This window comes from Bradyrhizobium sp. 23AC (genome assembly GCF_054863025.1).
The window spans coordinates 69,998-96,767 of record NZ_JAVAYN010000018.1 but is presented as its reverse complement, the minus strand read 5'-3'; the positions used below and the strand labels follow the sequence as shown (position 1 = coordinate 96,767).

Below are 26,770 nucleotides of genomic sequence, written 5' to 3'. Positions count from 1 at the left end.
GCCGTGACGAGTTCCGGGACGTGGAAAAGATCGCCGATGTTGGGGTGCGCTGCCGCTTTCGCACCGATGAGGATCGAATTCGCGGAAACGATGACTGGCGCGTCCATCAACATGGGCGCGCGCAGTTCTCTGCGAGGAACCTCTGGAACTTGATCGAAGGCAGCCGATCCGGGGGCGGCCATTTGGGTCAGCCGTTGATGTCTCGATCGCGATCTCCCCGTCGATTGTCGTGAAGAAGCCGCATGCGAGCGGCCTGAGTCAGGCTCTCGATGATCGATCAGCGCCCGCTCATGCGTCGTCGCGCTCGTGAGGACCCCCGCCAGCACAGTAGAATTCGAGCCAATCGACATCATCCCTGCGCGCTGGCACTCGGAAGCGTCTCGGTTTCGATGTCGTGATGCTGCGCGAACGGGAAGACCAACCGGTCATCACATCTTCATCAAGCGCGAGCACCTGTCTTTGGTCTGCAGCGCTCAAGTTTCGACGCTGGTCGGAGCATCATTTCTGAAAAGCGTACCGAGAGGCTCGACCGCAGTTGCATTTCAAACCATCCGCAGTTCCGTCTGGCGCACGAATGCGCCGCAATCAATCTTATGTTTCGTCAAAAATTGTGAGCGCTGTCAGATTACACACAGCCGCACAGCTGCTGTCAGGTTCGAAACATCCAGCGCGATGAGAAATCTCGCGAAGTTGTAGTGCATCATCAGAAGCTTAAACAGGCCGCCGGCGTTGGCACGGCAGTTGCTACTGCGATGCAGCAACACTGAGTAAGGGCTGAGTGCACGCCGACGCGCAAGACGAGCGATGCTCTCCTACCCTTGGACCCGTGTGCCCCGTTTCTCGAAAGAGAAACAAGCTCGCGTGCAAAACAGCACGCAATCTTTGGCAAATCGGTTGATGGAGAGAGCAACATGGCTTCACTGAGACAAATCGCGTTCTACGGCAAGGGTGGTATCGGAAAGTCGACCACGTCCCAGAACACCCTGGCGGCGCTGGCGGAGATGGGTCACAAGATCCTGATCGTGGGCTGCGATCCCAAAGCGGACTCCACTCGCCTTATTCTGCACGCCAAGGCGCAGGACACGATCCTGAGCCTGGCCGCCAATGCCGGCAGCGTCGAGGACCTCGAACTCGAGGACGTGATGAAGATCGGCTATAAGGACATCCGCTGCGTCGAGTCGGGTGGCCCGGAGCCCGGGGTCGGCTGCGCAGGCCGCGGCGTCATCACCTCGATCAACTTCCTGGAGGAGAACGGCGCCTATGAGGAGCGCGACTACGTTTCCTATGACGTGCTCGGCGACGTCGTCTGCGGCGGCTTTGCGATGCCGATCCGCGAGAACAAGGCGCAGGAAATCTACATCGTGATGTCCGGCGAGATGATGGCCATGTATGCCGCCAACAACATCTCCAAGGGCATTCTGAAATATGCGAGCTCCGGCGGCGTGCGGCTCGGTGGCCTCATCTGCAACGAGCGGCAGACCGACAAGGAGCTGGAGCTCGCGGAAGCGCTCGCCAAAAAGCTCGGCACTGAGCTGATTTATTTCGTGCCGCGCGACAACATCGTGCAGCATGCGGAGCTGCGGCGCATGACCGTGTTGGAATACGCGCCGGACTCCAAGCAGGCGGATCACTATCGCAACCTCGCGGGCAGGATCCACAACAATGGCGGCAAGGGCATCATCCCGACTCCGATCACCATGGACGAGCTCGAGGACATGCTGATGGAGCACGGCATCATGAAGGCCGTTGATGAGTCCATCGTCGGGAAAAGCGCTGCCGAACTTGCAGCATCGTAAAAGGACGCAGCGCGACAGCACCGGCCCTCCCAATCCAAAACGGAGGGCCGGCAGTCGGGCGAAAGGGTGGCTCCCAAGGGCCGACGCGGTGATGCCAACTTGACCAATGTGGAAAGGGTAGCGGACGCCCATGTTCGAAGAGCAGTTCTATCCCGTTATGGTTGTCGAGACGAATGATGGGAGCGTCCAGGGACGTGGCGCAATTGCCAGCTATCGCCTTCTGACCGGGATGCTCCCCGCAGATGCCGACACAAGCAATGACATCAGTTTCGACCGCCACGTGCTGGCGTCCATTCTGGCTGCCGGTGCGATGGATGGTGGTCTTTTGTCCGAGAAGGTCGGCCTGTCCAGCGATCAGTTGGCGGCGTTGCTCAAGCAACGCTTTCCATCGGTTCGGATCAAAGAGGAGGAGTTGCCGCGGGATTTCGAGCACGTCGACAACGACGAGGTCACAATGGTACGTGATCTCTTGCTGGCGCAACGATCGACGGAAGGGGACACCAGCCGTTGGCTGGCCGCGATGATCGCGCGCCGCGTCATGGAGCCGAATCATCTGTGGGCAGATCTCGGATTGCGCAATCGTGGTGAACTGTTGCGTCTCCTCAACCGCCATTTCGGGCCGCTCGCCAGGCGCAACGTCAACAACATGCGCTGGAAGCGCTTCTTTTATCGCAGGCTATGCGAGGACGAGGGGCTCATCTTGTGTACGACGCCGGTGTGCACAGAGTGCAAGGACTTCAACTACTGCTTTGGCGATGAAAGCGGTGAGAGCCGCATGGCCGAGCGCCGGCGTGACGTTCTGTTGGCGCCGGCCGCTCCGGTCGCGGGCGGCAACTGACCCGTATTCCCGCCTCCCGATAGGTAGTTCTTTGGCGCAACTGCCGCCCGACGGTCGCGCAGCTGGCCGACGAGGTGCAGGTGACGCGGCCAAATCTGGTGCAGCGGATTACGGCGCCAACCAGCGGGACGCTCTTCTGCTCAGGCCAGCTTGCGCCTACGCCGCAAGCCCTGTGGTCCGAAGGGAACTGTGCTTTGCCGGCGCTGACACAGAATGCGGCTGCGGCGATGTGTTCAGGAGAGGCTGCTAAACTCCCTCGTTGCGGGGCCGGTCGGCCGGCGTCCATAAGACCGTGGATCAGTCGCGCAAGCGGTCCTGTTGCGTTTGGTTGATGCCTGATCTCTCACGACCGTTTTCGACACCGATACCAGCCCGCATCCGTCACGTTGTTTACGGCGGCGTCGTCCTGGTCACTATAACCGAAGCAAATCTCCTGATGCGATGTGCTCGGGTTAGCGAACCGATGAACCCTGACGCGTCGGTCTGACAGTCGATCCGCGCCGTAACCCGAACTGATCAGGCAGAATGGTGAGAGCTCAACTGGCGCGTCTGTTTTGCGACACCGTCGTTCTGGTGACATCCGACTGCGGGCGAAAAATGATGGATCTTCAATAGTGTGGGATCCTGCGGGCGTGGCATGCGGTTTGCCAAAGCAGTCCTTGCCAAGCACAATCAGGAGGCTTCGTTGATTGACGCCAACGCCATCGCTGCCAAGCCGGCATGGTCCGATTCGCTGTGGAACCAGCGGACCGTGCTCAATGACACCACGCTGCGCGATGGCGAGCAGGCGCCTGGTGTTGCGTTCACCACAGCTGAAAAGGTGGCCATCGCGCATGCGCTGGCGCGGGCCGGCATCACGGAGATCGAGGCGGGGACCCCCGCCATGGGCGATGATGAGATCGCGGCCATCCGTGCCATTGTCGAGGAGGGGCTGCCGCTCACCCCTATTGCGTGGTGCCGCATGCGTGAGCCCGATGTCGACGCGGCGATCGAGGCCAAGGTGTCGATGGTCAATGTTTCGATCCCGGCTTCAGACGTACAGATCGCGGCCAAGCTGGGCGGGAATCGCGACCAGGCCTTGCAGCAGGTGAAGCGGGTAGTGGGCTACGCCCGCGAGCGAGGGCTCGATGTCGCCGTCGGAGGCGAGGACTCCTCCCGCGCCGATGTCGACTTTCTCATCAGTCTCATCGCGGCTGCGGAAGCCGCGGGCGCGCGCCGGTTTCGTGTCGCCGACACGCTCAGCGTCCTCGATCCCGACTCCGCCTATGCGCTGATCGCGCGCCTGCGCGCCAGTAGCGATCTCGAGCTCGAATTTCACGGCCATGACGATCTTGGGCTCGCGACCGCCAACACGCTCGCTGCCATCAGGGGCGGCGCGAGCCACGCTTCCGTCACTGTCATCGGGCTCGGCGAACGGGCCGGCAATGCGCCGCTCGAGGAAGTTGCGGTCGCACTCAAACAGCTCTACGGGCGTGACACCGGCATCGTGCTGCCGGAGCTCATAGAGGTCGCCGCACTCGTCGCGGCCGCGGCCACACGTGCGATTCCTCTCAACAAGGCGATCGTCGGGGAGCATGTGTTCACGCACGAATCCGGCATTCACGCCGATGGACTGTTGAAGGACGAACGCACCTATCAAGCGCTCGACCCGCACTTGCTGGGTCGCTCCAATCGGATCGTGATCGGTAAGCATTCCGGGCTTTCGGCCATCACCAAGCTGCTCGGGGAATTGCAACTCGCCGCCACCACCGAGCAGAGCAGACATATCCTGTTCCGGGTGCGAAAATACGCCATCGAGCACAAGCGGCTGGTCGCGCGCGAGACGGTGGCGGCGATCTGGCGCGATGTTTGCGAATGCTCGTCCGACCGCACGTGAGTGAGCTTTCGAGTTCTACTTGGCCGGCCACGAAATCGATCGGAACTCGACCGAAGCGCTCGCAGATCGCGTCGAAGTCCGAGGACATGGGCTGTGTGGCCATCTCCAACAGTACACACGTGAAACGGCCGCTTCTGCGAACTAACCAGGAGCTGCCGGATCTCGACCGAGACGGGTGAGCCAATCCAGGGAAAATTTCGATGAGCAATAAATTTCAGCAGACCGGCGTCCTCGACCGGCTCAACAAGGCCTCCTCGGCTGAGGAGATTTTTGCGCTGCTTGGCGTCGACTACGATCCCAAGATCGTCAATGTCGCGCGCCTGCATATCCTAAAGCGCATGGGACAACATCTCGCCAAGGAGCAATTCGCCGGTGTCGCGGAAGGGGAGGTCGTTGCGCGCTGCAAGGCGATGCTGGAGCAGGCCTATGCCGATTTCGTGGCGTCTTCGCCAATCGACCAGCGGGTCTTCAAAGTCTTGAAGGATGCGGTCGCGGAACCCAAAAAGCCAGCCGCCTTCGTGCCGCTCAATACGTTGAAATAGCGTTCTCTTGAATGCCGTCTGCCGCAGATAGCTGCGGCGCGCCTCTTCGTTCGGTCGAGTCTGTGGAGCGACGCGGGAGACGCCCTGTCGCGTTTCCGACGTATGTCGCGGCCCTGTTGTCCCCGTTGCCAAGAACCAAGTTAGCAACTGCGCCCAATACATTTCTTTGGTGCATGACCTCGCGGTGTTCTCAGTTGGTATGACACTTGCTGCTCTGCACCTAGGTCCGCGCAACAACGAATCGAGCTTGTCCTGGAGAAGCGCATGCATAGCGTCGTCCGCATCAAACAGGTCCCCGCCGCGCCAGCGAAAATCCGTGCGCGGTTCCTGTCAAACACGATCGTGCAGCGGGGTGTGCCGACCAACTGTCACGCACCCGCAACCGCGGAGATAGCCGTTAGTTCCGTGACCAGACGGCCGGCGAGACCGACGTGCACGCTATGGAACCGTATTCACCTGAGCCCTGACTGCGGAAGGTGCGCACCTTGGGTGCCGAAGCTGCGGTGCTGTTTACCGAATGCTCCTTTGTTGATGACGCGACGCTACCCACGACGTACGCGCGCACGACCGCGATCTCGAAGACCAGGGAGCTATCTGGTGGGACCGCTGTCGTATTCATTGGCAAGTCGGCCATTGACAGCGATCCGGCCCAGGTCGACCCCTGGATCGCAACGTAGTCCTGTTTATTGCAAGCTCAACCACCTCGCCAGAACCGTCGGTCTCGATCTCCGCGTCCGACGCTTCTGATGCGGAGCACCGAGGGTACCGTCCTCCGCGAAGAAGGCCCTTGCTGTGAACCGCGAGCAACCGGCGAACGCGCTCATCAGGACCATGTTCAACCGACAGTCGAAGCCAGAGCCCGTGTCGCGCAGGCGCGTGGATCGGAAGGAGAATGCAAAACCATGAGCAACGTCATCAAGGCTCCCACATCAGCCGCAGCGGGCCGCGCAGCAACCAAGAAGCAGTTGCCGGACCGATTCAAAGCCTACAAACATGTCTGGGTGTTCGTCGAGCAGGAGCGCGGGCAGGTCCATCCCGTCTCATGGGAGCTTATGGGGGCGGGCCGCAAGCTTGCCGACAGGCTGAAGGTTAAGCTTGCGGCTGTTGTCGTCGGCCCTGAGGGCGAGGCCACACGCAACGCCGCGCTCGAAGCTTTCTGTTACGGCGCCGATTTGACTTATCTCGTGGCCGACAATGTGCTCTCGGATTATCGTAACGAGTCCTACACCAAGGCGTTGTCCGATCTCGTTGAGATCTACAAGCCCGAGATCCTGCTGTTAGGGGCAACAACGCTCGGCCGCGATCTTGCCGGCTCCGTCGCCACGACTGTCCTCACAGGGCTCACCGCCGACTGCACCGACCTCGACGTTGACGCGGATGGATCGCTTGCAGCCACCCGTCCGACCTTTGGCGGCTCGCTGCTCTGCACGATCTACACGCTGAATTACCGGCCACAGATGGCAACCGTCCGCCCGCGCGTGATGGCGATGCCGGAGCGTGTCGCGCGCGATCCCGGCCGCATCATCGTCCATCCGCTCGGCCTGGTGGAAGACGATATCGTGACCAAGGTGCTGTCGTTCATCCCCGACCGTGATTCTGCCAAATCCAATCTCGCCTATGCCGACGTCGTGGTCGCCGGCGGGCTTGGGCTCGGTTCTCAAGAAAACTTTCAGCTTGTGCGCCAGCTCGCTGGCGTGCTCGGCGCCGAATATGGCTGTTCCCGTCCGCTCGTGCAAAAGGGATGGGTCACCTACGACCGACAGATCGGCCAGACGGGTAAGACGATCCGGCCAAAGCTCTATATCGCCGCGGGCGTTTCCGGCGCGATCCAGCATCGGGTTGGCGTCGAGGGCGCCGATCTGATCGTCGCCATCAATACCGACAAGAACGCGCCGATCTTCGACTTTGCCCACATCGCGATTGTCAGCGACGCCATGCATCTTTTACCGGCGCTGACGGACGCATTTCGGGCGCGGCTCTCGCCGCACTCGCGCGACCGGATAGCGAGCTAAAGGAGGTTATCATGATCGAGGAAAGATTCGATGCAATCGTTGTCGGCGCCGGTATGGCGGGCAACGCGGCGGCGTTGACCATGGCCAGGAAAGGCATGAAGGTGCTACAGCTCGAGCGCGGCGAGTATGCCGGATCAAAAAACGTTCAGGGCGCAATACTCTATGCCGACATGCTGGAAAAGCTGATCCCAGAGTTCCGGGAGGACGCACCGCTTGAGCGACATTTGGTCGAACAACGGTTCTGGATCATGGATGATCGCTCCCATGTCGGGCTGCATTACCGCTCAGAGGACTTCAATGAGGAGCGGGCTAACCGGTACACGATTATCCGGGCCCAGTTCGATCGATGGTTCTCCTCAAAAGTGCGCGAGGCAGGCGCGACCGTGCTGTGCGAGACCACCGTCACCGATCTTGCGCAGGATGCCTATGGCAGAGTCATCGGTGTTCGTACAGATCGGCAGGACGGCGAAATCCATGCAGATGTCGTGGTGCTGGCCGAGGGCGTGAACGGACTGCTTGGCACGCGGGCGCGCCTGCGCGAGCGCCCCAAGCCGAACAAGGTGGCCCTCGCGGTGAAGGAAATGCACTTTTTGCCGCGCGAGACCATCGAAGCGCGTTTCAATCTGAGCGGCGACGAAGGCGTTGTCATCGAAGCTGCGGGCACGATTTCCGGCGGCATGACGGGAATGGGCTTCATCTACGCCAATAAGGAGTGCATTTCGCTCGGCATCGGGTGTCTTGTCGCAGACTTCCAGCGCACTGGTCGGACGCCCTACGAGCTGCTCGACCACTTCAAGCGCCACCCGTCGGTCGCGCCTCTGATAGAGGGGTCTGAGGTCAAGGAATATTCCGCGCACCTCATCCCCGAGGGCGGCTACAAAGCCATCCCGCAGCTCTACGGAGACGGTTGGGTCGTGGTCGGTGACGCGGCGCAGCTCAACAACGCCATTCATCGCGAGGGGTCCAATCTTGCGATGACGTCCGGACGGATCGCGGCCGAAGCAATCTTCCAGATGAAATCGCGCCGGCTTGGCATGACCGCGGAAAATCTCGCGCTCTACAAGAGGATGCTGGATCGCTCCTTCGTCTTGAAGGACATGAAGAAGTACAAGGACATGCCGAGGCTGATGCATACCAACTCGCAAAACTTCTTCCTCACCTACCCCCAGCTCATCTCCAAGGCGATGCAGACCTACCTTCGGGTTGACGGTACGCCGAAGTCTGAGAAGCAGAAGTCGACGCTGAAATCCTTCGTTAATGCGCGGTCCTGGATAGGGCTGTTCGGCGATGCATTCCGCTTCGCCCGCGCTTGGCGCTAATTCGAAACGCGCACCCGAAACCAATGAGGCTGACTATGGTCGAGAGATCAGTGCGTGTCGAAGACAAGTTGTTTTGCAACCGCTACCTTGTGGACGCCGGACGGCCCCACATCAAGGTGCGCGCACACACCAAGCCCTCGCCGCAGCTCCTTGCGCTTTTGAAAGCCTGTCCAGCGCGTTGCTATGACCTCAATGACAAGGGCCAGGTCGAGGTCACCGTCGACGGCTGCATGGAGTGCGGCACCTGCCGCGTCATCGGCGAGCCCACGGGCGACATCGAATGGAGCTATCCGCGGGGCGGATATGGGGTGTTATTCAAATTCGGGTGAGCGGACTACGATTGCCTCCGCGCTATCGGTGAGGCGGAGAAGATCTCACGGCGGAGTCATTTCGCCGTACCTTAGGTGCGTGCAACAGGCCGAAAATCGACCGAGGCTCAAATATTCGGATGCAAGGGCACACTCGGCGAACTCAACTCGTGAATAATAGGCGTCCACCCCGAGCCTGCCCCGGGAGGGGCGAGGCGAAGGGTGCGGGGAGGGCGGATTACTCCGCCGCTTGTGGCGTGCAACGCCCTGCCGCCTCGATCGCAACCGCAACTGACTGCACGATCGCGGCAAAGCGCACGGCCGTTTGAATTGCATCCGAGCTGACGCCGGCCTGCCGCAGCGCCTTCTCATGGGCGTCCATGCAGGCACCGCACCCGTTGATCGCGCTGACTGCGAGTGCCCACAACTCAAAATCGGCTCTGTCCACGCGCGGATTTCCAAGCCAATTCATCCGCAGCCGAGCGGGCATTGTCTTGTATTCCGGGTTTGAGGCGAGATGAACGAAGCGGTAGTAGACGTTGTTCATCGCCATGACGGATGCTGCGGATTTCGCCGCCTCGACCGCCGCTGGCGTCATCACCACGCTTGCGGCGGTTTCCATTGCGGCCGTCACGATCGGATTGCGGGACGCGATCGCGCTCGCCAGCAACAGCCCGTATTTGCTTTGTGATGACAGTGTTTCGTCCGCCATCATCGACGCAAGGTTGAGCCTGACGTCCTTGGCGAAATCCGGAATCCGGTCTTTCAACTGATCGATCGACATATCCCCTCAAGCGACTTTCAGTGTCTCCCCGCCGACCTCGCGGTTGCAGGGGCAGAGCTCGTCAGTTTGCAGGGCGTCCAAGACGCGCAGCGTGTCCTTCGGGCTGCGGCCGACATTGGGATTCGTGGCATAGACATGCTGGATTGTATTCTCAGGATCGACAATGAAGGTCGTGCGATGGGCAACGCCATCGGCCGAGCGGCCGCCAAGACCGTCGACGAGCGCGCCGTCCGTGTCGGCAAACTGCCAAATCGGCAGATGGTGCAGGTCCTTGTGCTCGCGCCGCCAGGCAAGCTTGCAGAACTCGTTGTCAGTCGAGCCGCCTAGCACGACCGCATCGCGGTCTGCGAAATCCTTGGCCAGGCGGGCGAATTCGGCGATCTCGGTCGGGCAGACAAAGGTGAAATCCTTAGGGTAGAAGAAGATGATTTTCCATTTCCCAGGAAAGCTCTTTTCGGTCAGCGCCTCGAAGGCGCTCTGTCCCTTCTCTTCGTGCAAGTGAAAGCCGGGCTTTACCCCGATGATTTGGAACGACGGCAACTTACTTCCAATTCCAAGCATTTTGTCCCCACTCGTGTGCTTAGGGCGAACCCAGTGAACTGCATCAGCGAAGCAAGCGATGTGCCATGAGATCGTTCGGCTTAACTGTCGCGACTACAACATTCCCTTCGTGCTTATGACGGGTTCAAGCCATGCTGTGACATCAAAGACTGTGCCTCCCGAATTCAAACTGTCCTGGACCGGGAGATCCGAAGAACGAAGATCTATCGCGAGCTCCGTCGACAGAACGCGACCAACAGGACAGGCGCCCGGCCCCGATCCGTGAGCAGGCCCGCGAAGATGTCCACGGCGAGAAACAGAATGAGGCTAGAGGCAAGGCCCTGAGCTTGTCGGCAGCAAGCACTACGGCTCGAGTTGCAGCCCAGGGCAGGGAGTTGTGACCGCCAATAATCCGCGGCGCGGTCGAGGTCTCTCGACGCTGGGCACCTGCGGTTTTTGGCTGCAACGACATCCTCAAGTTGCGCGGTTGAATGAAGCGGTGCCATCTTCGTCTGCTTGGCCTGCAAATCACCACCAAGCGATTTTTCAATGAGCCTTTCCTCCGGACTGTCTGGGCGGAAACCTGAGCATACCGGAGGATGATTCCGTTCCTGTGGGAACATGGAAGTGCTACCGACTAAGCTCAGGCCAATAGGCATACCGTTTGCTATTGACGATGAGCGATACGCGTCGAGTCCACTGGGATGAGGGCGCATTGTATCTCATTCATCATTCTCGCTGGGCAATGCACTTAGCCTGGATCCGATGAGCCTGCCCATATCCCAGCCCAAACCCAATGCCGCGCAGTGAGCAGCATAGGAATCAGGAGACCAGATGATCAAGGCCAGGATGGAAAGAGTCCGCGAACTAATTCGGTCACTTGAATCGGTCCAAGTGCGAAGTCAGTCTCTCGACAAAGAACAGAGTAAGCTCGAAGGCAGGTCGTCCTCCTTGACCGAGACCGGGGTTGGTAAGAACAATGCAGCGCATTCCCGGCGCGAAGCTAGCGGCGACATCCAGAGTGCCATCGATCACATGAGGGTCGCTGTCGGTGATGACGGCCATGTCGGAACCTAAGGCAGCACCAAGCCGCCCAATCATTGCCGCGCTGTCAGGCTCACGCCGATACGCTTCTCATGAAACACTGGTGAGCAGCCTTGGCTAGAATGGCGCGCTCCGGCGCCCAGCGCGGCTGGTTGACGCTATGGGCGACAGGCGCTCGATCTGCCGCCAGGTTGTTTGCCCGTACAGTGCACACTGCCAGAGAACAGCAGAGAAAGACGTATTGACCCACCTGTTGACGGCGGTTCCTTTTGAGGCGCGACAAGTTCTTCAGGAGAAAGCGATCGAAGAAAGCCCGTTTGATGTGGGTAAATCACTCTTTATAGCCGCGCGATAGTCCGCGAGTTCCACCGCGAACGAACGGCAGCGCACGTGCGGTACTAGGCCGATCGAAGCCGAGATCACATTGGCTATCGTTCGGCTATCAACGATGTGGCCGACCCGCAACTCACCATGTTCGGAGTCGTAACAAAGACTTGGCCGCAAGGGAGTATAACCTGCCGCTGCGGGCGGCTGACAACGCTCGATGGACACTGGCGCTGGCGCCGGCTGTTGTGAAGCACTGTAGGGAAAGGGAGGTTACCGGAAGCCCTGTGGCGCCAACGACTATGGGGTTACTCTTCTCGTCGCCGTGCTCACCGCCGTACCTTTAAGCGGAATGACTTGCTGATTAGCCGCCAGAATCCCGAGGGGTCCGCCAGCTGACCGTTTTTCTTGAGAACGGTCCAGATCTTGCGGATCCGTGAATTGCCGAACTCGTCATTGTGTCTTCCAGAACCCCAGGGTGACCTGAAGCAATCTAGGCGAAACGTAAATATATATATGAGTTGTGAGCCCCTCGCATTCCCGGTTCGACGATGAAGTCCACGGATTGAGGTGCGTGCGTGACCAGTCTGATATCTTCGCGGCTCATGATCTGCAGGCGCAGCAGCGAGTCGATCAGATCGGCCAGTGCCGTACCCGCAATGCGCATTAGGCGGGCGACGGCACCCCAGTGCGTCGATAATCGCCGTGGCGGTGTTCAGTAGCTCGGAGCAACTACATGCTGTCCTCAATCGGGGGCGGCTTTTATTGAAGAATGGCCTCGTCCACACAGAAGACGGCTTGGCCCGCCTTTCCTCCGATCTGGTTGTCGGGGCGCGCCAGTGGAAATCACTAGTCTGGCTCAAAGCTTGCAATAGGTGAGACGAAGCAGGAGACATGGTAGGGGCGCTTGGCGCTCAGTCCCGCCGGTCACGGCGTCGGCCGTCTGCCGTTCATGCAAGTTCGAGTCTGAGTACTGTTGGAGATTGTGAAAGTGGCGATCGGCTTTGTGAAGTGGTTCAATCCTGAAAAGGGGTACGGATTTATCAGGCCTGAGGACGGCAGCGCTGACGTCTTCGTTCATATATCGGCGGTCGAAAAAGCGGGGTATAAAACTTTGGCTGAGGGCTCGCGCGTGAACTACGAACTCGTCCCCGGCCGCTCCGGCAAGATGTCGGCTGAAAACCTTAGTGTTGGCTGAAGCCGACCTCTGTCGTGGTTAGGCCGGCGGATCGGGAGGAGGCCTGTGTGCCACCCGTTCAGTTCAACTGACGTGTACGTCTGCCCCCTACGACCATCTGACGCTGCTCGATGACCCATCCTCCTTCATGAAATTCCCGGAGCCTCAGCCCGTCCATTACGAGGTGATCGGCGAGATGTTCAATCTCAGCAATGTCATGACTGATGTAGATCATCGGCACGGCGAGCTTATCATTCAAGCGTTTAAGACATGGCAAAATCTCACGCTTGGCGCGATCCAAGGTTGCAAGTGGTTCGTCCATCAGAAGAACTCTTGGCTGAGACAATGGGGCGCGGCCGATGGCGACGCGCTGCCGCTCGCCGGCGGAGAGGTGCGCTGGCGGAGCGCAATCGTGATATCGGCCAATTCTCCTCGCCGACGCGCAACAATCGCGCCGGTCAATTCTGCGCTGATCTATCCGGCCATGCGCTTCGTACCTGCGCCCCCCGGATTGGCACAAATATTGAGCTCGATTTCATGCGACATCTCGACGATGAATTCTGGATGATGGCCATTCTCGCACAGCGCGTACTTGAATGCTTGGGCGCGGTTCACGAACAGGCCGCCAAAAATGCCGTTCTGTTCGCAGGCAACCCAGTGACCGCGACGATTCCTGCCAATCAATACAGTTGGTGCTGTGGGGCTGCACGAAGAAGGTTCGACGAGCTTCATGACCACGATCCTTCGCTAAGCTCGAATGGGGGCGCCTCAGTCGACCTCTGCCAATCCATACCGCTCAAAGGTCGTTGGCGCAGGATCGTTGGGTCACACAGGCGCTCGAACATCTGCCTCTCGCAGTCCGCTTGGCCTTTACCGTTTGCAAGCGATCACGACCAGGATAGTTAGAGCGAATTCCATTAGCGGCTCCGAAATGAAGGCGCCGTATTGGCAGCGGCTCCTCCTTTCACCCTTCAGCAATCGGCGTGCCACTCGCGGAATCTGTCGCGTCTCGCCTGACGAAGAAAATTCGCGCGTTTGACACCGTCTCGGTAAACGCACCGACAAGGTCAACGATTGCACGAAGTCCGAGAGCAATGGAATGTGCGTCTCGCGTCAAGCATATAGGACTACTGGAGTACGAGGACACCCAGGGTTGCTGCTCGACAACGCACACTCTCGTAAGGGAAATGAATGCTCATCGCTGGCCATGCCGTGGCTGATAACGCCCGATGTGAGCTGGATGGCCGGTCGGGAGCGCGCAGACCGGCTTGGCACCGAAGGGCGTGCGCTCGTCTGTCTGAAGCCAAACGGACTTTTGTCCAGAATCTACGAGGCTGTTTGGAGCACGACATTGCGCTCTCGAAAAACGCGGAGGTCTCGCCCCGACGTGCTAAGAGAGATCCTGCTCCAACCTCGCTGGAGAAAGCCAGAAGGACCCCATGCCAGTCAAAAGTCCGCTTCCCATTGTCTTCAGCCAAGCGAATCAACGTATCGTTTTCCTGCAAACTTTGTTGCGAGCACTGCTACGTTCCCGAGGAATATCGAGATCAATCCAACGCGGCTCTTGAAGCCATCACAACGATCTGTCGCGGAGATGACAAATATCGTCGACCTTTCGTCGACATGTATTCTCCCTGAGAAAGGTGTAATTGACAGGAGGCGAGCCGCCTCTGCGCTCCCCAGTCGTGATGACCCGCGCGAACAAGCGGGCTTTCACGTCCAATTGAACACAGGGGACTCGGTCAGTTGCCAATTCCCGATGTGGTCTCAATCTTTGACAGTCTCGAGAAACTGGCGCTCCAATTCAGCTTTTTGACGGTGCAAGGACACCGTGGACCGCATCCGGGCAAAGCAGGTGTTTATGAATCCCCACTAGAAACGGAGGCGGTCGGTTGCGGGGTCCTGGTGCAGGCCAAGATGACCGCCAACCGGCGCAACATCGATGAGGCGTTTGATGCCTATCGGCTACTGTCGCTGATTGGCGTCGACTCCTTCGGAGTCAAGCCGATGTTCGCCTCAGGTGTACTCCTCGGCAATGGGGACGTGTTCTTGGGTTCATCTGAGGAGATTAGAGAACGGCAGAGAGTGCTGATCGGGCTCCGCAGCCGAGATCAGCACGCCCCGACCTGTCACCGCTGATTTCGTGGATATGTTTGCAGTGGCGGCCAAATTTCAAATGCTGAATGCGACCTGATTTGGTGGGCCACTTCTTCGGGAGTGGTGCATTTTTGGTCCTCCGTTAGATCGGGGCATTGTGAGATCATGGCAAAGGGAATCGAGGCATTCTCTCTGAGGAAATCGGTCGCCATCCGCGACGCATTCGTAGTATCGGAACGACTTCGCATGTTTTTCAATAGCCTTATCGCCTCCCTCCACCGGCAGTACTATGGCTGAAAAAAGCTGGAGTGCACCAACTGACTGGCTAGAGCGCCGCCGATCCTTTCTCTCGGAAATCTCCCTCTCGGCGGCGGCGCCTTCGCGCTGCCCGTGCTTACTTGCTGCGCAACTCGTGGTCCGCAGCACGATCGGGCGCGTCTTCCTTCCAGCGTACGGATCCAAACGGGCGCTCGAGCATGCGCCGGACACGCACAGGCTCCGGTCCAATGTGGAAGGCCGATGCTTGCCGATCCAGCGCGCGCTCCAATTGCGTCGCGCGGTTGCGCTGGCGCAAATAGTCGAGCCACGTTGGACAGTGATAACGCTCTGTCCACAGTTTCGGGTCCGCAATGTCCCGGGCAATCGACCAACCATAGGCTCCGTTCCGCTGGCGGAAGAGTTGCACGTCCTGCATCAAATTATGGAATGCGCGTGCGTTCTCCTGGGCGACTCGATATTCGATCTCTACGACAAGCGGACCGCTGCGTCCGGTGAGTGCCAGTTGCACTTCGGGATCCTCAAGCATCTCAGGTTCTTCGCCCCGCCCGCTGATGCGTGGCATGGGCAGCCAAAACCCGAGCAGCGGGGAGGCAATCAGCAAGACGGCGGCCAATAGGAGCGCAACATTTACTCCGGCGACGTCAGTCACATGGCCCCAGGCCCAGCTTCCGACAGCGATCCCGCCGGAACTGGCCGCCTGGTAGGCCGCAAGCGCTCGCCCCGTCACCCAGCGTGGCGCCGACAGTTGCACACCAATGCTGAAAAGTACCCACGCCATCATCCATACCGCCCCAGCCAGGACCAGCGCGACGGCGGTCAGAAGTGGCTCGCGACTCATCGCTACCGCCACAAGAGCACCGCCCATCGAAAGGGCGCAGGCCCGAATCGCAGCCTCCCCCGTCATGCGCTTGCGTACCTCTGTGATGTTGAGCGCGCCTATCACCGCGCCCAGACCAAAGGCGCTGAGAATGATGCCGTAGGTTTCGGCGCCTCCGTGCAGGAGATCGCGGGCGACTAGCGGCATCAGCGCAATGATTGCGCCCCCGAACACGCCCATGGCCATGGCGCGAGCCAACACAATCCTAATCGATGGCGCATTCATGATGTAGCGAACGCCCGAAACAATAGCGCGATGGAGGCTTTCGGGCGGCAAACGCGATGGCTCAGCGGCGCGCTTCCACGAAAACAGAGCGAGCATCAATGGCAGATACAACAGAGCGTTAATTGCGAACGCAGCCACTACGCCAGCGGCTGCGACGACGATCCCACCGAGCGCCGGCCCTACGCTTCGCGCGAGGTTGTAGCTGATGCCGTTTAACGCTACCGCCGCGGGCAGAGCTTCAGAGGGCACTTGCTCGCTCACGGAGGACTGCCAGGCGGGGTCCAATAGCGCCACACCGCTACCCACCAGAAAGCACAGTACCAGCAAGAGATTTGGTGTAACCAGATCGAGCCAGGCGAGCGTTGTCAACGCGGTCGCGCCTGTCAACGAGATACCAAGCGAAAACAGGATAATCCTGCGCCGGTCGTACATGTCGGCAATCGCTCCGGCCGGCATCGAGATCAGCATAACCGGCAGCATCAGCGCGGTCTGCACAAGTGCCACCATGTCCGCCGACGATGTCATCTGCGTCATCGCCCAAGCTGCACCGACTCCGCGGATCAAGGCGCCAAGATTGGACAGCAAGCTTGCCAGCCAGATACGACGGAAGGTGGCATGTCGGAATGGCGCGGTGATACCGTCAGCGTTGAACGTCTGCGGCTTGGGCATGTCCGTCATATCGTTTTTGCCTTACCTCCCAAGTGTCCAGGCCAAGATGAATCGCCATCTTCTGGCGTTGGCAGCCTGTGGAGTTCGAACGCGTCTGCCCCGCGCACAGTCCAGATCGTCGATGCTGGTATTTCGTAATGTGCCCGGAAATTGGCTATTCCTAGCTCGTGCGCGAACCGCCGCTTCTCGGACCAGCGACCAACGAGCGGCGATGCGCCGCGCCTCACTAACTTGATAAAGGTAAATGCGTTGCCCAGTCGATCGGACGCGAGGGCTCGAATTAAATGAATAGAATTCGCCGCTGTGAAATCTGACATAACTCGCTCAGTGGCGATAATTCAGCGACTAAAACCGGTCACGTACTGCGTCAACATTGAATGATAATCAGACGAGGTGGAATTCATCAGCCAACCCTCAGGTGAACCTCTTGAGACCGGCGTTACCGCACATCGGCTCGTCTCGTCAGAAAGGAACATTCGCACGATCGAGCAATAGAATGTTCGTTGTCGCAACGCTCTTTCGACGAATGCTCGGATAGACGTCGTTTAACGCCTCAAGTATGGACAGCACCGCAGAGTAACGAGATGAAGCGCCGATTTTGCGCGTTATCTGCGAGTGAGCGATGAAAAACCGCGCGAACGCAGATTTGGAGAGTGAGCACGGGATCACTGTTCGGCCGGCGCCTCTCCTTGGGACCACAAAGGCGATCTCCAACCGTTCCATCGGTCATCCTCTTGACCTCAGGAGGTCGGCATCTGGATTGGAGTGGAGCGCCCGATATCGTATCCGGAAACGTGTCCCTGTGTTCGGCCGTGCCGTGGTGGAACCGAGCGGAGCGGCCCACGAATAAGGGATCGAGTGTCATAGCCCAGGCCGTACCAACACTTGGGACCAATATTCCAGGGTTGGACAATATGCCTACCAGCCACATGCGCTAGAACGTGGAATAGGGCAGCGGCGATTGTCGATGCTGAGTTCTCCGACCTGGACGGCTTGGTCATATCGATCCCGCATTGCCTGCGACGATCGAATCGTCGTTCAGCCCGACGGTTATCGAAGCTTGATCTCTGGCGATTTGGAAGGTGCAGCCAGCCCGTTCCGTCTAGTGCATTTTAGATGCGAGGCCCTAACCCTCGAGGAGGCGAGTTGCGCTTCGCCAGCGGAACATGTTAGCCGCACAAGGTTAGCGGCCTTGTCTGCGGTCTAAAGCCGAAGGACTAACGCAGGCACACTTTACGCTCGGATGACGTGCAATAGATCGACCATCTAAGCGGACTTCATTGCCGTCAGGTGCGATATGTCCCACTCAGCCAGAGACTCGGTGCGATACTGCTGCCCAGCCGGGAGTACGGCGTGACTCTGTCGTATCGTCGAGCAGTCCGCAAAGCGGCTCGGTGATTTAACTGTTTCTTGGAGCTCCAAACAACGTCATGAAAGAGAACTGGAGTGAGAATGCGGATCTGTCGATGCGAGTGAACTAAGAAAATGAGCGCAAATGCGGATGATCGCGTCGAGAGGTGGCAGAGCCTGTCCTGTCACTCCTCGTCGGGAATTTCGACTGGAATCGCAAAACCCGACTTGACGCGGTCTATCACCACCATTGTCTTGAACCCCTTGATATCCGAGTTCTCATAGAAGAAGCGGCGGGTGAACTGCTCGTAGTCTTCCATCGTGCGCGCAGTGACGTATAGGACAAAGTCCGCGTCGCCTGTAATGTAGAAACCATTGACGACTTCAGCTGAACCTTTGATGGCCTTTTTGAACTTGTCGATGATGTCCGAACGCTCGCGTTCCAGAGTCACCATGACCAGCATCTGTATGGGCCTTCCCACCGCTTTCGCCGAAACGATCGATACATCGGCCTCGATGATGCCTTCCGAACGAAGTCTCTTCAGTCGTCGTTGACACGCTGTTGCAGAAAGGCCGGCCATTTCGCCGATCACCTCGGAAGTCAGGCGATTGTTCTTTTGGACGATCTCAAGGATGCGGGCGTCCGTTCGGTCGTATTGCATATCGCGGCTCCGGATGAATTTCGTCATAGAATGCCGCGGTGGTGCAGGAAACACAACGAGCCGCGGCAAAATGCGACGCAAATCGGTTGGCAACATTAGTATCCTGAATGCTTGGTGGATTTCAACAAGCGACCGCGCGGGACTTTCAAATGCCCTTTCAAACTGCCCGAACCAAAAGTCCGGATATGGTCGGGATCGCTGCAACACACCTTCGGGCGCTGCGCCGTCGTGATTTTATTGCCGGGGCCGCGTTCATCGATGGTCGCTGGATTGCGAGTAGCCAAAGAGACGTAGTGGTGGATCCGGCTACGGGGGAAGAAATTGCGGACGTGGCTCGCTGCAGTGCCGCGAACGTGACGCTCGCAATAGAGGCGGCTGAGCGAGCCTTTCCCGCTTGGCGAGGCTTATTGCCGACAAGGCGCGGAGCTATTCTCAGGGGGTGGGCATCATTGATGCGCGACCATTCCGAAGACCTTGCCATCTTGGTGACGAGCGAACAGGGCAAGCCGCTGGCAGAAGCGCGGTACGAGATTGAATACGGTGCCGCTTTTGTCGAGTGGTTCGCCGCGGAAGGGGAGCGAGCATACGGAGAGACGATTCCCAGCCATAAGGTTGATAGTTTACTTCAGGTGCGGATGCAGCCAATCGGCGTCGCGGCAGCCGTAACTCCATGGAATTTCCCCATCGCAATGATCACACGAAAGGCAGGAGCGGCTCTTGCGGCAGGCTGCCCGATCATTGTGAAGCCGGCGCCGGAGACGCCGCTCTCTGCTCTTGCTCTGGCCAGGTTGGCTGAGGAGGCCGGCGTTCCCGCCGGCGTGTTTCAGACACTCGTGGGTGACCCCATCGACCTATCAGCGCCCCTGTTGCGCGACACCAGAATACGAGCTCTCTCGTTCACGGGATCGACCCAGGTTGGCCGCCTGCTTCTGGGGGGCTCGGCCCAGACCGTAAAGAAGGTCTCGCTCGAACTGGGAGGACATGCTCCCTTCCTGATCTTTGATGACGTCGACCTTGATAAGGCTGTCAAAGGCGTGATGGCCGCAAAGTTTGCTACCTCGGGTCAGGATTGTCTCGCAGCGAATCGCATTTACGTACAAAGGGGTATCCACGATACTTTCGTTGAAGCGTTTAGCGCAGCAATGGCTAAGCTCAAGGTCGGCCACGGCTTGAATCCTGCTACGGATATCGGGCCAATGACGAAACTATCCGTGGCCGACAAGTGCAGAGCGCAAATCGTCGACGCGGTCGAAAGGGGTGCGCGAGTCATCACCGCGAAGAAAGATGAAAGCCTGGGCGCGAACTTCGTTATTCCGACTCTGCTCAGTCAAGTCACCGACGACATGCTCATCGCGCATGAAGAAACATTTGGGCCTGTAGCTGCGGTACTTCCATTCGACTCTGAAGAAGAGGTCGTCACTCGAGCCAACTCGAGCGAAATGGGGTTGGCCGGGTACGTGTACACGGACAACCTACGTCGAGCGCTCCGGCTTTCTGAGAGAATCGAGTGTGGCATGCTCGGTATCAATACCGCCTCCTTTACGGGGCCGCCTATTCCGTTCGGTGGATGGAAGCAATCAGGACTGGGACGCGAAGGCTCTCGGCACGGTTTATCGGAATACATGGAACTGAAGTACGTGTGCTTCGGCGACTTGGCGGCTTAGGAGAAAATGAATGACTGATATAAAGACTATCGCTGAACAAGATCGCTTGACCGTTCTCCATCCTTTCACCCAACTCAAGGACTTCGCAACCGGTAAGATTGGCGATCCTACAATCGTCACTGGAGGAAAAGGCATCCGCATCGAAGATGCGCAGGGGCACAGCTATATCGATGGCTTTGCGGGACTCTACTGCGTAAACATCGGATACGGCCGGACCGAAGTGGCTGAAGCCATTGCACGGCAGGCTTACCAATTGGCCTACTACCACACATATGCGGCGCATACGACCGAGGAGCTCGCCACTTTGTCGCACCGTCTTGTGCGGATGGCCCCCGGTAAGCCAAGCAAGGTATTCTACGGACTGTCCGGATCGGATGCGAACGAAACGCAGGCGAAGCTTGTCTGGTACTACAACAATCTTCGTGGCCAACCAAAGAAGAAAAAGATCATCTCACGCGAGCGGGGCTATCACGGTTGCTCGGTCATTTCCGGCTCAATGACTGGCATGTCGTTTTACCACGATCATATGGATCTTCCCTTTCCTGGTATTCTGCACACAGGCGCGCCCCACCACTACTGGGGAGCCGAGCCGGGCGAGACGGAAGAGTCGTTTTCTCGTCGGCGGGCGGCGGAGCTTGAAGAGCTAATCGTTAAGGAGGGGCCAGAAACGATCGGGGCGTTTATTGCCGAGCCAGTGCTTGGTACAGGCGGGATCACGCCCCCGCCTGTCGGCTACTGGCGCGAAATTCAGGCCGTGCTGAGGCGCTATGACGTTCTTCTGATCGCAGATGAGGTCATTTGCGGATTCGGTCGAACCGGCGCTGATTTCGGCAGCACGCTTTACGAGATGGAGCCGGATCTGGTCACGGTCGCGAAAGGCCTAACATCCGGCTACGTTCCGCTCTCGGCTGCCATTGTTGGCGAGAAGGTATATGCCGTGATGGAGGAGGCGGCGGATCGGGTGGGAGCATTTTCTCATGGCTACACTTATTCCGGCCATCCGATCGCGGCAGCTGCTGCCAATGCGGTCCTCGATATTGTCGAGCGGGAGCGTCTCAGCGACCGCGCCAAGACTGTCGGCGCGCATTTCCAAAAGCGGCTCAAGGAAAAATTTGCACAGCTGGAGATTGTCGGCGAAGTCCGAGGTGTGGGCTTGCTCGGCGCGATCGAGTTTGTCGCCGATCGTCAGACGAAGCGCCGATTTGATCCAGAACTCAAGGTGGGAGCGCGGATTTCTAAGGCCGCTCGCGATCGGGGGCTCATTGCACGAGCTATGCCGCACGGAGACATCCTTGGATTTGCTCCTCCACTTGTCGTATCCGAAGCTGAAATCGATGAGATTGTTGATCTGGCTTACAAGGCTACCAAGCAAGTGATGGATGAGCTCGCAAAGTAAGCCGGCGCGCAACTAGAAAACGTGCTCCTATGTGGCGCCCCGAAGGTCTGTTTGCTCTTAGACAGGCCGGTCGGTCCCGCGCCCACATAGCGATGCGCGATAGACGGTCATATTGCCTTGGCGTGGGAACTCACGCGGTTCTCGTTTGCGACACGAAGTGTGTCCCGCTCGCCACCGCACTTCTGTTAGCTCTTAGCTCAAACGGTGTCTCGCGCAAAAGAGCCCTACGAAAAAATGCAAGTTCTCGCCATCGGGCGCAGTATTTCAAATTTGCAACGGGCGACATTGAGGAACTTCGACTTTAGTCGTCCCGTAATATTTTCGAAAAATTGGGATGAGCAAAGCCGCCTCTGTGCCGATACAGTCGTTGTGGCTCCAGTCTCTCCATCTGGGAATGAATTAGCTGACGAACCTCGCGCGAATGTGGGGGGCAGCGCCGAGGGGGACCAATTGCATGGAGTACGCTGCTTGCAGTCATAAAGGGGGCGGCCTCTCGTCAGTAAGGCGACGCGCCGCAGCGTTTCTAGACAATTTAACGGGAGAAGAAAACCCGGGAACTATAGCTCGCCAGAACTCGATCACCAAGTGGACAAACATCGGCGATGAACAATGTCTCGTCGGTGATTTTAAGGCAAGGAAAGGCGACAGCAACGAGGCGGCCGAGGCGCGACTATGTGCGCTAACTGCTTTTGAAGTGGCTAGGCGACTGCTTGATGAGAACGATCCTCAATGCGAGGAAGTGGCAGCCAGGATTGAAGCTGGAATCCAATGCCTTGAAGTGGCCCCGGCAAACATAGAGCGAGTAAAGATTGCAAGCTGCGATTGCACCGAACTTCTAGCCTATTATGTTCCTGCGGGTAATCATGATCTGCCGACCCCCGCAGTCATTTGCATCAGCATGGAAGACGAATCAGAAGCCACTCTGCTTGCAAGGCTTCTGCCCGCGGCAACTAATCGTGACATGTCGCTCCTCGTCGTATCTCACCGGGATGTCTCAAATCCCGCGCGAGGTCTTTCGCAGGCTTTGTTGTCGTCCTGCTTAGACTACCTCTCTGCTCGGCCCGACGTCGACGCCGCTCGGATCGGCGTCTATGGAGAAGGAATGTCCGCTGCTCTGGCTACCGACTTCGCCGCCTCTGACCGCCGTCTTGCTGCGGCGGTTTGCGATGGTGGCCTTTGGCATTGGACCCGCATGCGAGCGTCTGTCGTCTGGATGTCTAGAATTGCAGACGAACCGGAGGATGGAATGGTCTCGGCACATCGCTCACAATTGATGCGACGCTTGAGATGCCCAGTTCTCGTGGTCACGGGCGGGCGGGGCGTTGTTAGTGTGTCGGAGGCGATGAAGCTGCAGACCGAGTGTATTGAGGAGCGCATAGATCTGGATCTGGCCATGCCACGGATGATCAAAAGCTCTGGCGGATCCATCGAAAATTTCGTGACTTCCGACGATTGCATCCTCGGTTGGTTGAAGCAGAAGCTCGCGTTCAATGCAGCTCCGTCATCACAACAAACAGATCTGCCGGATATAAATGCGCAGGTTCTTGGTCCCTGATCGGCAGCGTCCGAGCGATCCGTTGTGTTGGGGCCCCTCGGTATGCATTGTGCGTCCGAAATCATTTAGTTCGCTATGTGCCCCGCTGGGCATTCTTTTCGACCGAGCTTGGCCGCCCAGGAAATACTTAATTCAGTCCGCACACGCAGCGGATTGCGTCACAGGGGGCATAATTGCGCATGAAAACATCGCGTGGAGCGGGATTATTGCAGAATCTGTGCGCGTCCGCGCGTCGATTCGCAGATTTTCATACCAAAACTTCCGTATGCTCAATAGAACTTTGGCATATGCTTGCATGGAGCGGCGGATATGAGGTGGGCATCAAGGACGCGGCAAATGCAGCGCTTTGCGCGCCTTCCAGAACCCGATACCGCGCTCATTTGCGAAGTGCGCGCCGGCATCCCATTCGCTTCGGGGGGTGGGCAAGCAAGCGCTCTCGTAGCCTACTTTGACCGAAGGCAGAGGTTCGCTCCCGAAGGCGGATCTGTTCCCTCGTAGCGCATTCCCAGAACGTAACTAGGAAGGGGAAGCTATGAGCCACTTATTCAAACATCAACCGTCCGGCTTTAGCCGACGGAGCATGCTTCGTGCTGCCGCCGCCGCAATGGCTATTCCCGCACTCGCGCGATCGACGGTTGCCTTTGCGCAGGACAAGCTCGCCGGTAGTGGCCAAGTCATCGCGTTCACGTGGGGCGGTCTGTTTACCAAAGGCATTCGAAGATATGTCTATGAGCCCTTTACCGAAGCAACCGGGATCAAAGTGGTCGACGTCGTTGCCGATGTTGCCGAGCCTCAGGTCAAGGCGATGAACCAGGCCGGACGTGTCGATTGGGATACGGCCTTCATACAGGCATCGACCCTTCCATCGATGGACGAAGCTGGCATGTTTCTCCCGATCAATTATAGCCTTTGGGACGCTGAAGCCATAAAGGGGACACAGCAATCAGTTCGTCTCAAAAGCTCAGTCCCGGTGATCGCATCTGCCATGACGCTGGCCTACGATAAGCGGGCGTTTGGAAACAATGGCCCAAAAAACTGGAGCGACTTCTGGAACGTCAAGGCCTTTCCTGGCCCCCGCGGCCTCACTCAGTTGCCAGCAAATGCAAAAAACAACATCGTGTTCGCGTTGCTCGCCGATGGGATGCCGCGATCTGATATTTGGCCGCTGACCGACGACAAGATCGATAGAGCCCTTAAGAAGTTCGACGAAATCAGGCCGCACATCAGCAAATGGTGGAGTGCGGGCAGCGAAGCGCCTCAATTGCTTCTCAACCGCGAGATCGCAATGTCCAGTTGCTTCGACGGCCGTGCGATCAGCGCAATTCGTCAAGGCGCCCCCATTCAGATGATTTGGGATGGGGCGTACGTGAACTACACGTTTTGGACAGTTCTGAAAGGTGGCCCGAACAGTGAGAACGCGCAGAAGCTGATTGCATTCGTAAATCGAGCTGCAGTCGCTGCCGACTTCACGATAGGAACAGGGTATCCTGGCCCGAACATAAATCAGCTCGACCATTTGCCCTCTGATCAGGTTCCGTTGCTCAGCATCAATCCTGAAAATTCCTCCAAAGTGTTGCATGAGGATTCTGCTTGGCTTGCGGCCAAGCGTCCCGACGGCAAAACCAATCTTGAGCACATCGGAGATCGGTGGCTGGCATGGCGCGTACAGTGATCCTCCCGACAGGCAAGGTCACGCCAGAGTCCTCGGCGACTGCGCACTCGGCCGGGCCCACGCCATGGGCTTGGCTCCTGCTGCCGGGCGGCATCTTCCTTGCGCTGCTCTTTCTCGTGCCGCTCGCCGGGCTCCTGATGCTTTCGCTCGGAATGCCCAACTGGACCCTCGCGCGCTTTGTACGAATCGGTGGGGATCCGGTTTACCTGGCCGTATTGCGCACCACGTTACAGATAAGCCTATCCGTCACCGCGCTGGCCTTGGTGCTTGGCTACCCGATCGCATACTCGTTGACCACGAGCAGATCATCGAGCCTACGCACATTCCTTCTCATCGCGGTTGTGTTGCCGTACTTCACCAGCGTTTTGGTTCGGACTTTCGCGTGGATCGTTCTCTTGGGGCGCGGCGGGATTGTCAACGATCTCCTGCTCAAGTTCGGTCTAATCTCCCAACCAATTTCAATGCTCTACAACCGCGCAAGCGTGATCATTGGTATGACCCAAATAGTCATGCCGCTGATGATCCTTCCTATGTACACTGTCATGTCGAGCATTGACCAAAAGCTGCTGCGCGCCGCCAGATCGAACGGTGCGAGCCCGATCGCTGCTTTCCTCACGGTTTTCCTGCCGCTCAGCTTACCGGGCGTGATGGCCGCAGTACTGCTCGTGTTTGTCAACTGCCTTGGCTTTTACATCACGCCGGCACTGCTCGGTAGCTTGTCTGATTTCACGATCACGATGCAAATCTATAGCGAGGTGGTTGATCATCTTAATTGGGGCTCCGGATCCGCGCTATCAATCGTACTTCTCGTCTCGGTGCTGGCGACACTGTGGGTCGGATCCCGCTTCTTTCCAGTCAATCAGCTTTTAGGATTGTCCGACGACAAAGACGGTCAGGTTACCGTTGCCAATCCCCGCATGCGAAAGCAGTGGCTGATGCATATTGGCTCCGCGGCTAATGTTCTCGACCGCTGGCTGCCCTCTCTGGGAGGCTGTGGTGTATCCATCGTTTCGACCCTACTAGGAGCGCTTCTTCTGTTACCGATACTGGTCGTGGTATATCTCTCGTTCAGCTCGTCCGCCTTTTTTGAGTTCCCCGCGCCAGGTTATTCGCTCCACAATTATCAAGCGTTTATCTCCGATGCTGGATGGATAAATGCAACATTTACAAGCATACGCGTCGCGCTGATGGCGACCTCCATGGCAATTGTCCTCGGGGCGACACTTGCTTTCGGTCTTGCGCGCGGCCGCATACCGGGTCGCGGAGTAATGGTCACTCTCGTGCTTTCCCCTATCATTTTGCCGACCATCGTGGTGGCGATTGCCACCTATTTCCTGCTCGCTCGGGTAGGACTTCAGGGCACCGAGTTCGGACTGGCTCTTGGCGAAGCAGTCTACTCGATTCCCTACGTGGTGGTCCTTATTGTCGCTAATCTTCGTGACCTCAACCCTGCCTACGAGCGGGCGGCTCGTAGCCTTGGCGCAGGACCCGCGGCCACATTCCGCACGATCATCATTCCACTGACAACGCCAGCCTTCATCGTGGCTGCATTCTTTGCTTTTCTACACTCTTTCGACGATGTCGTGTACGTGCTGTTCCTGGGCATCGGAGTGATTACCACTTTGCCTATGCTTATGTGGCAAAGCATCTCGCAGGGCGTCGATCCCACCATTTCGGCGGTGGCCACGCTGCAGGTATTATTGGCCGCGACTGTCATCATCGTCAGCGCCCTGCTACGACGCAAAAAGAGCGTCTGAGGCTAAG

At 58.3% G+C, this 26,770-nt stretch carries 20 protein-coding genes and 1 pseudogene; 15 read left to right on the top strand and 6 right to left on the bottom strand.

The window, feature by feature from the left end:
* Window positions 1-911 precede the first annotated feature (911 nt).
* From nifH to RAD10_RS31560, 8 genes are all read left to right on the top strand, one after another.
* Window positions 912-1,796, top strand: a complete 885-nt coding sequence (gene nifH / locus RAD10_RS31595; RefSeq protein ID WP_027545437.1) for a nitrogenase iron protein — start codon at window positions 912-914, stop codon at window positions 1,794-1,796.
* A gap of 157 nt (window positions 1,797-1,953) precedes the next feature.
* Window positions 1,954-2,634 carry a nitrogen fixation protein NifQ gene (locus RAD10_RS31590; protein WP_270172955.1) on the top strand — a complete coding sequence of 227 codons (681 nt, stop codon included), beginning with the start codon at window positions 1,954-1,956 and terminating at the stop codon, window positions 2,632-2,634.
* A gap of 688 nt (window positions 2,635-3,322) precedes the next feature.
* Window positions 3,323-4,510, top strand: a complete 1,188-nt coding sequence (gene nifV / locus RAD10_RS31585; RefSeq protein WP_461620548.1) for a homocitrate synthase — start codon at window positions 3,323-3,325, stop codon at window positions 4,508-4,510.
* 200 nt (window positions 4,511-4,710) lie between these two features.
* A complete protein-coding gene (gene nifW / locus RAD10_RS31580) occupies window positions 4,711-5,052 on the top strand; it encodes a nitrogenase stabilizing/protective protein NifW (RefSeq protein WP_270163260.1) in 342 nt (113 codons plus the stop codon).
* 485 nt (window positions 5,053-5,537) lie between these two features.
* Window positions 5,538-5,729, top strand: coding sequence for an adenine nucleotide alpha hydrolase family protein (locus RAD10_RS31575; RefSeq protein WP_270163259.1), 192 nt, complete (start codon window positions 5,538-5,540; stop codon window positions 5,727-5,729).
* 225 nt (window positions 5,730-5,954) lie between these two features.
* Window positions 5,955-7,064, top strand: coding sequence for an electron transfer flavoprotein subunit alpha/FixB family protein (locus RAD10_RS31570; protein ID WP_270172953.1), 1,110 nt, complete (start codon window positions 5,955-5,957; stop codon window positions 7,062-7,064).
* Window positions 7,065-7,075: 11 nt separating this feature from the next.
* Window positions 7,076-8,383, top strand: coding sequence for an FAD-dependent oxidoreductase (locus RAD10_RS31565; RefSeq protein ID WP_270163258.1), 1,308 nt, complete (start codon window positions 7,076-7,078; stop codon window positions 8,381-8,383).
* Window positions 8,384-8,418: 35 nt separating this feature from the next.
* Window positions 8,419-8,712, top strand: coding sequence for a ferredoxin family protein (locus tag RAD10_RS31560; RefSeq protein ID WP_270163257.1), 294 nt, complete (start codon window positions 8,419-8,421; stop codon window positions 8,710-8,712).
* Between the two features lie 217 nt (window positions 8,713-8,929).
* On the opposite strand, the gene RAD10_RS31555 is transcribed toward RAD10_RS31560, so the two are convergent.
* Together RAD10_RS31555 and RAD10_RS31550 are read right to left on the bottom strand one after the other, a co-directional pair.
* Window positions 8,930-9,475 carry a carboxymuconolactone decarboxylase family protein gene (locus tag RAD10_RS31555; RefSeq protein ID WP_270163256.1) on the bottom strand — a complete coding sequence of 182 codons (546 nt, stop codon included), beginning with the start codon at window positions 9,473-9,475 and terminating at the stop codon, window positions 8,930-8,932.
* A gap of 6 nt (window positions 9,476-9,481) precedes the next feature.
* Complete coding sequence (locus RAD10_RS31550; protein WP_270163255.1) at window positions 9,482-10,036, bottom strand: peroxiredoxin; 555 nt, start codon at window positions 10,034-10,036, stop codon at window positions 9,482-9,484.
* Window positions 10,037-12,374: 2,338 nt separating this feature from the next.
* On the opposite strand from RAD10_RS31550, the gene RAD10_RS31545 reads away from it, so the two are divergent.
* Window positions 12,375-12,581 (top strand): cold-shock protein, encoded by a 207-nt coding sequence (locus tag RAD10_RS31545; protein ID WP_270163254.1) that lies wholly within the window; start codon window positions 12,375-12,377, stop codon window positions 12,579-12,581.
* A gap of 154 nt (window positions 12,582-12,735) precedes the next feature.
* Here the strand turns inward: RAD10_RS31545 and RAD10_RS31540 are convergent.
* Both RAD10_RS31540 and RAD10_RS31535 read right to left on the bottom strand, forming a co-directional pair.
* A pseudogene (locus RAD10_RS31540) lies at window positions 12,736-12,960 on the bottom strand (ATP-binding cassette domain-containing protein); the annotation flags it as partial.
* Window positions 12,961-13,034: 74 nt separating this feature from the next.
* Entirely contained in the window at window positions 13,035-13,292 is a 258-nt protein-coding gene (locus RAD10_RS31535) for a hypothetical protein (protein WP_270163253.1), read from the bottom strand.
* 1,014 nt (window positions 13,293-14,306) lie between these two features.
* Between RAD10_RS31535 and RAD10_RS31530 the strand changes: the two genes are divergently transcribed.
* Window positions 14,307-14,699: a hypothetical protein gene (locus RAD10_RS31530; RefSeq protein ID WP_270163252.1), complete on the top strand. Its 393-nt coding sequence runs from the start codon at window positions 14,307-14,309 to the stop codon at window positions 14,697-14,699.
* Window positions 14,700-15,051: 352 nt separating this feature from the next.
* Here the strand turns inward: RAD10_RS31530 and RAD10_RS31525 are convergent, their stop codons facing one another.
* Window positions 15,052-16,716: an MFS transporter gene (locus tag RAD10_RS31525; protein ID WP_270163251.1), complete on the bottom strand. Its 1,665-nt coding sequence runs from the start codon at window positions 16,714-16,716 to the stop codon at window positions 15,052-15,054.
* Between the two features lie 1,526 nt (window positions 16,717-18,242).
* A complete protein-coding gene (locus tag RAD10_RS31520; protein WP_085348642.1) occupies window positions 18,243-18,719 on the bottom strand; it encodes an Lrp/AsnC family transcriptional regulator in 477 nt (158 codons plus the stop codon).
* A gap of 185 nt (window positions 18,720-18,904) precedes the next feature.
* Here RAD10_RS31520 and RAD10_RS31515 point away from each other — a divergent pair, with 185 nt between their 5' ends.
* The 5 genes from RAD10_RS31515 (at window position 18,905) to RAD10_RS31495 (ending at window position 26,763) form a co-directional block, all read left to right on the top strand.
* Complete coding sequence (locus tag RAD10_RS31515; RefSeq protein WP_461620547.1) at window positions 18,905-20,383, top strand: NAD-dependent succinate-semialdehyde dehydrogenase; 1,479 nt, start codon at window positions 18,905-18,907, stop codon at window positions 20,381-20,383.
* Window positions 20,384-20,393: 10 nt separating this feature from the next.
* On the top strand, window positions 20,394-21,779 hold the full coding sequence (locus RAD10_RS31510; protein WP_270163249.1) for an aminotransferase: 1,386 nt from the start codon (window positions 20,394-20,396) through the stop codon (window positions 21,777-21,779).
* Between the two features lie 454 nt (window positions 21,780-22,233).
* Window positions 22,234-23,334, top strand: a complete 1,101-nt coding sequence (locus tag RAD10_RS31505; protein ID WP_270163248.1) for an alpha/beta hydrolase family protein — start codon at window positions 22,234-22,236, stop codon at window positions 23,332-23,334.
* A 532-nt stretch (window positions 23,335-23,866) separates the two neighbouring features.
* Complete coding sequence (locus RAD10_RS31500; protein WP_461620536.1) at window positions 23,867-25,006, top strand: ABC transporter substrate-binding protein; 1,140 nt, start codon at window positions 23,867-23,869, stop codon at window positions 25,004-25,006.
* The gene (locus RAD10_RS31495) at window positions 24,991-26,763 is read left to right on the top strand and encodes an ABC transporter permease subunit (RefSeq protein WP_270163246.1); all 1,773 of its coding nucleotides are present in this window, start codon (window positions 24,991-24,993) and stop codon (window positions 26,761-26,763) included. The genes RAD10_RS31500 and RAD10_RS31495 overlap by 16 nt, the downstream gene beginning before the upstream one ends.
* The last annotated feature ends 7 nt before the right edge of the window (window positions 26,764-26,770 follow it).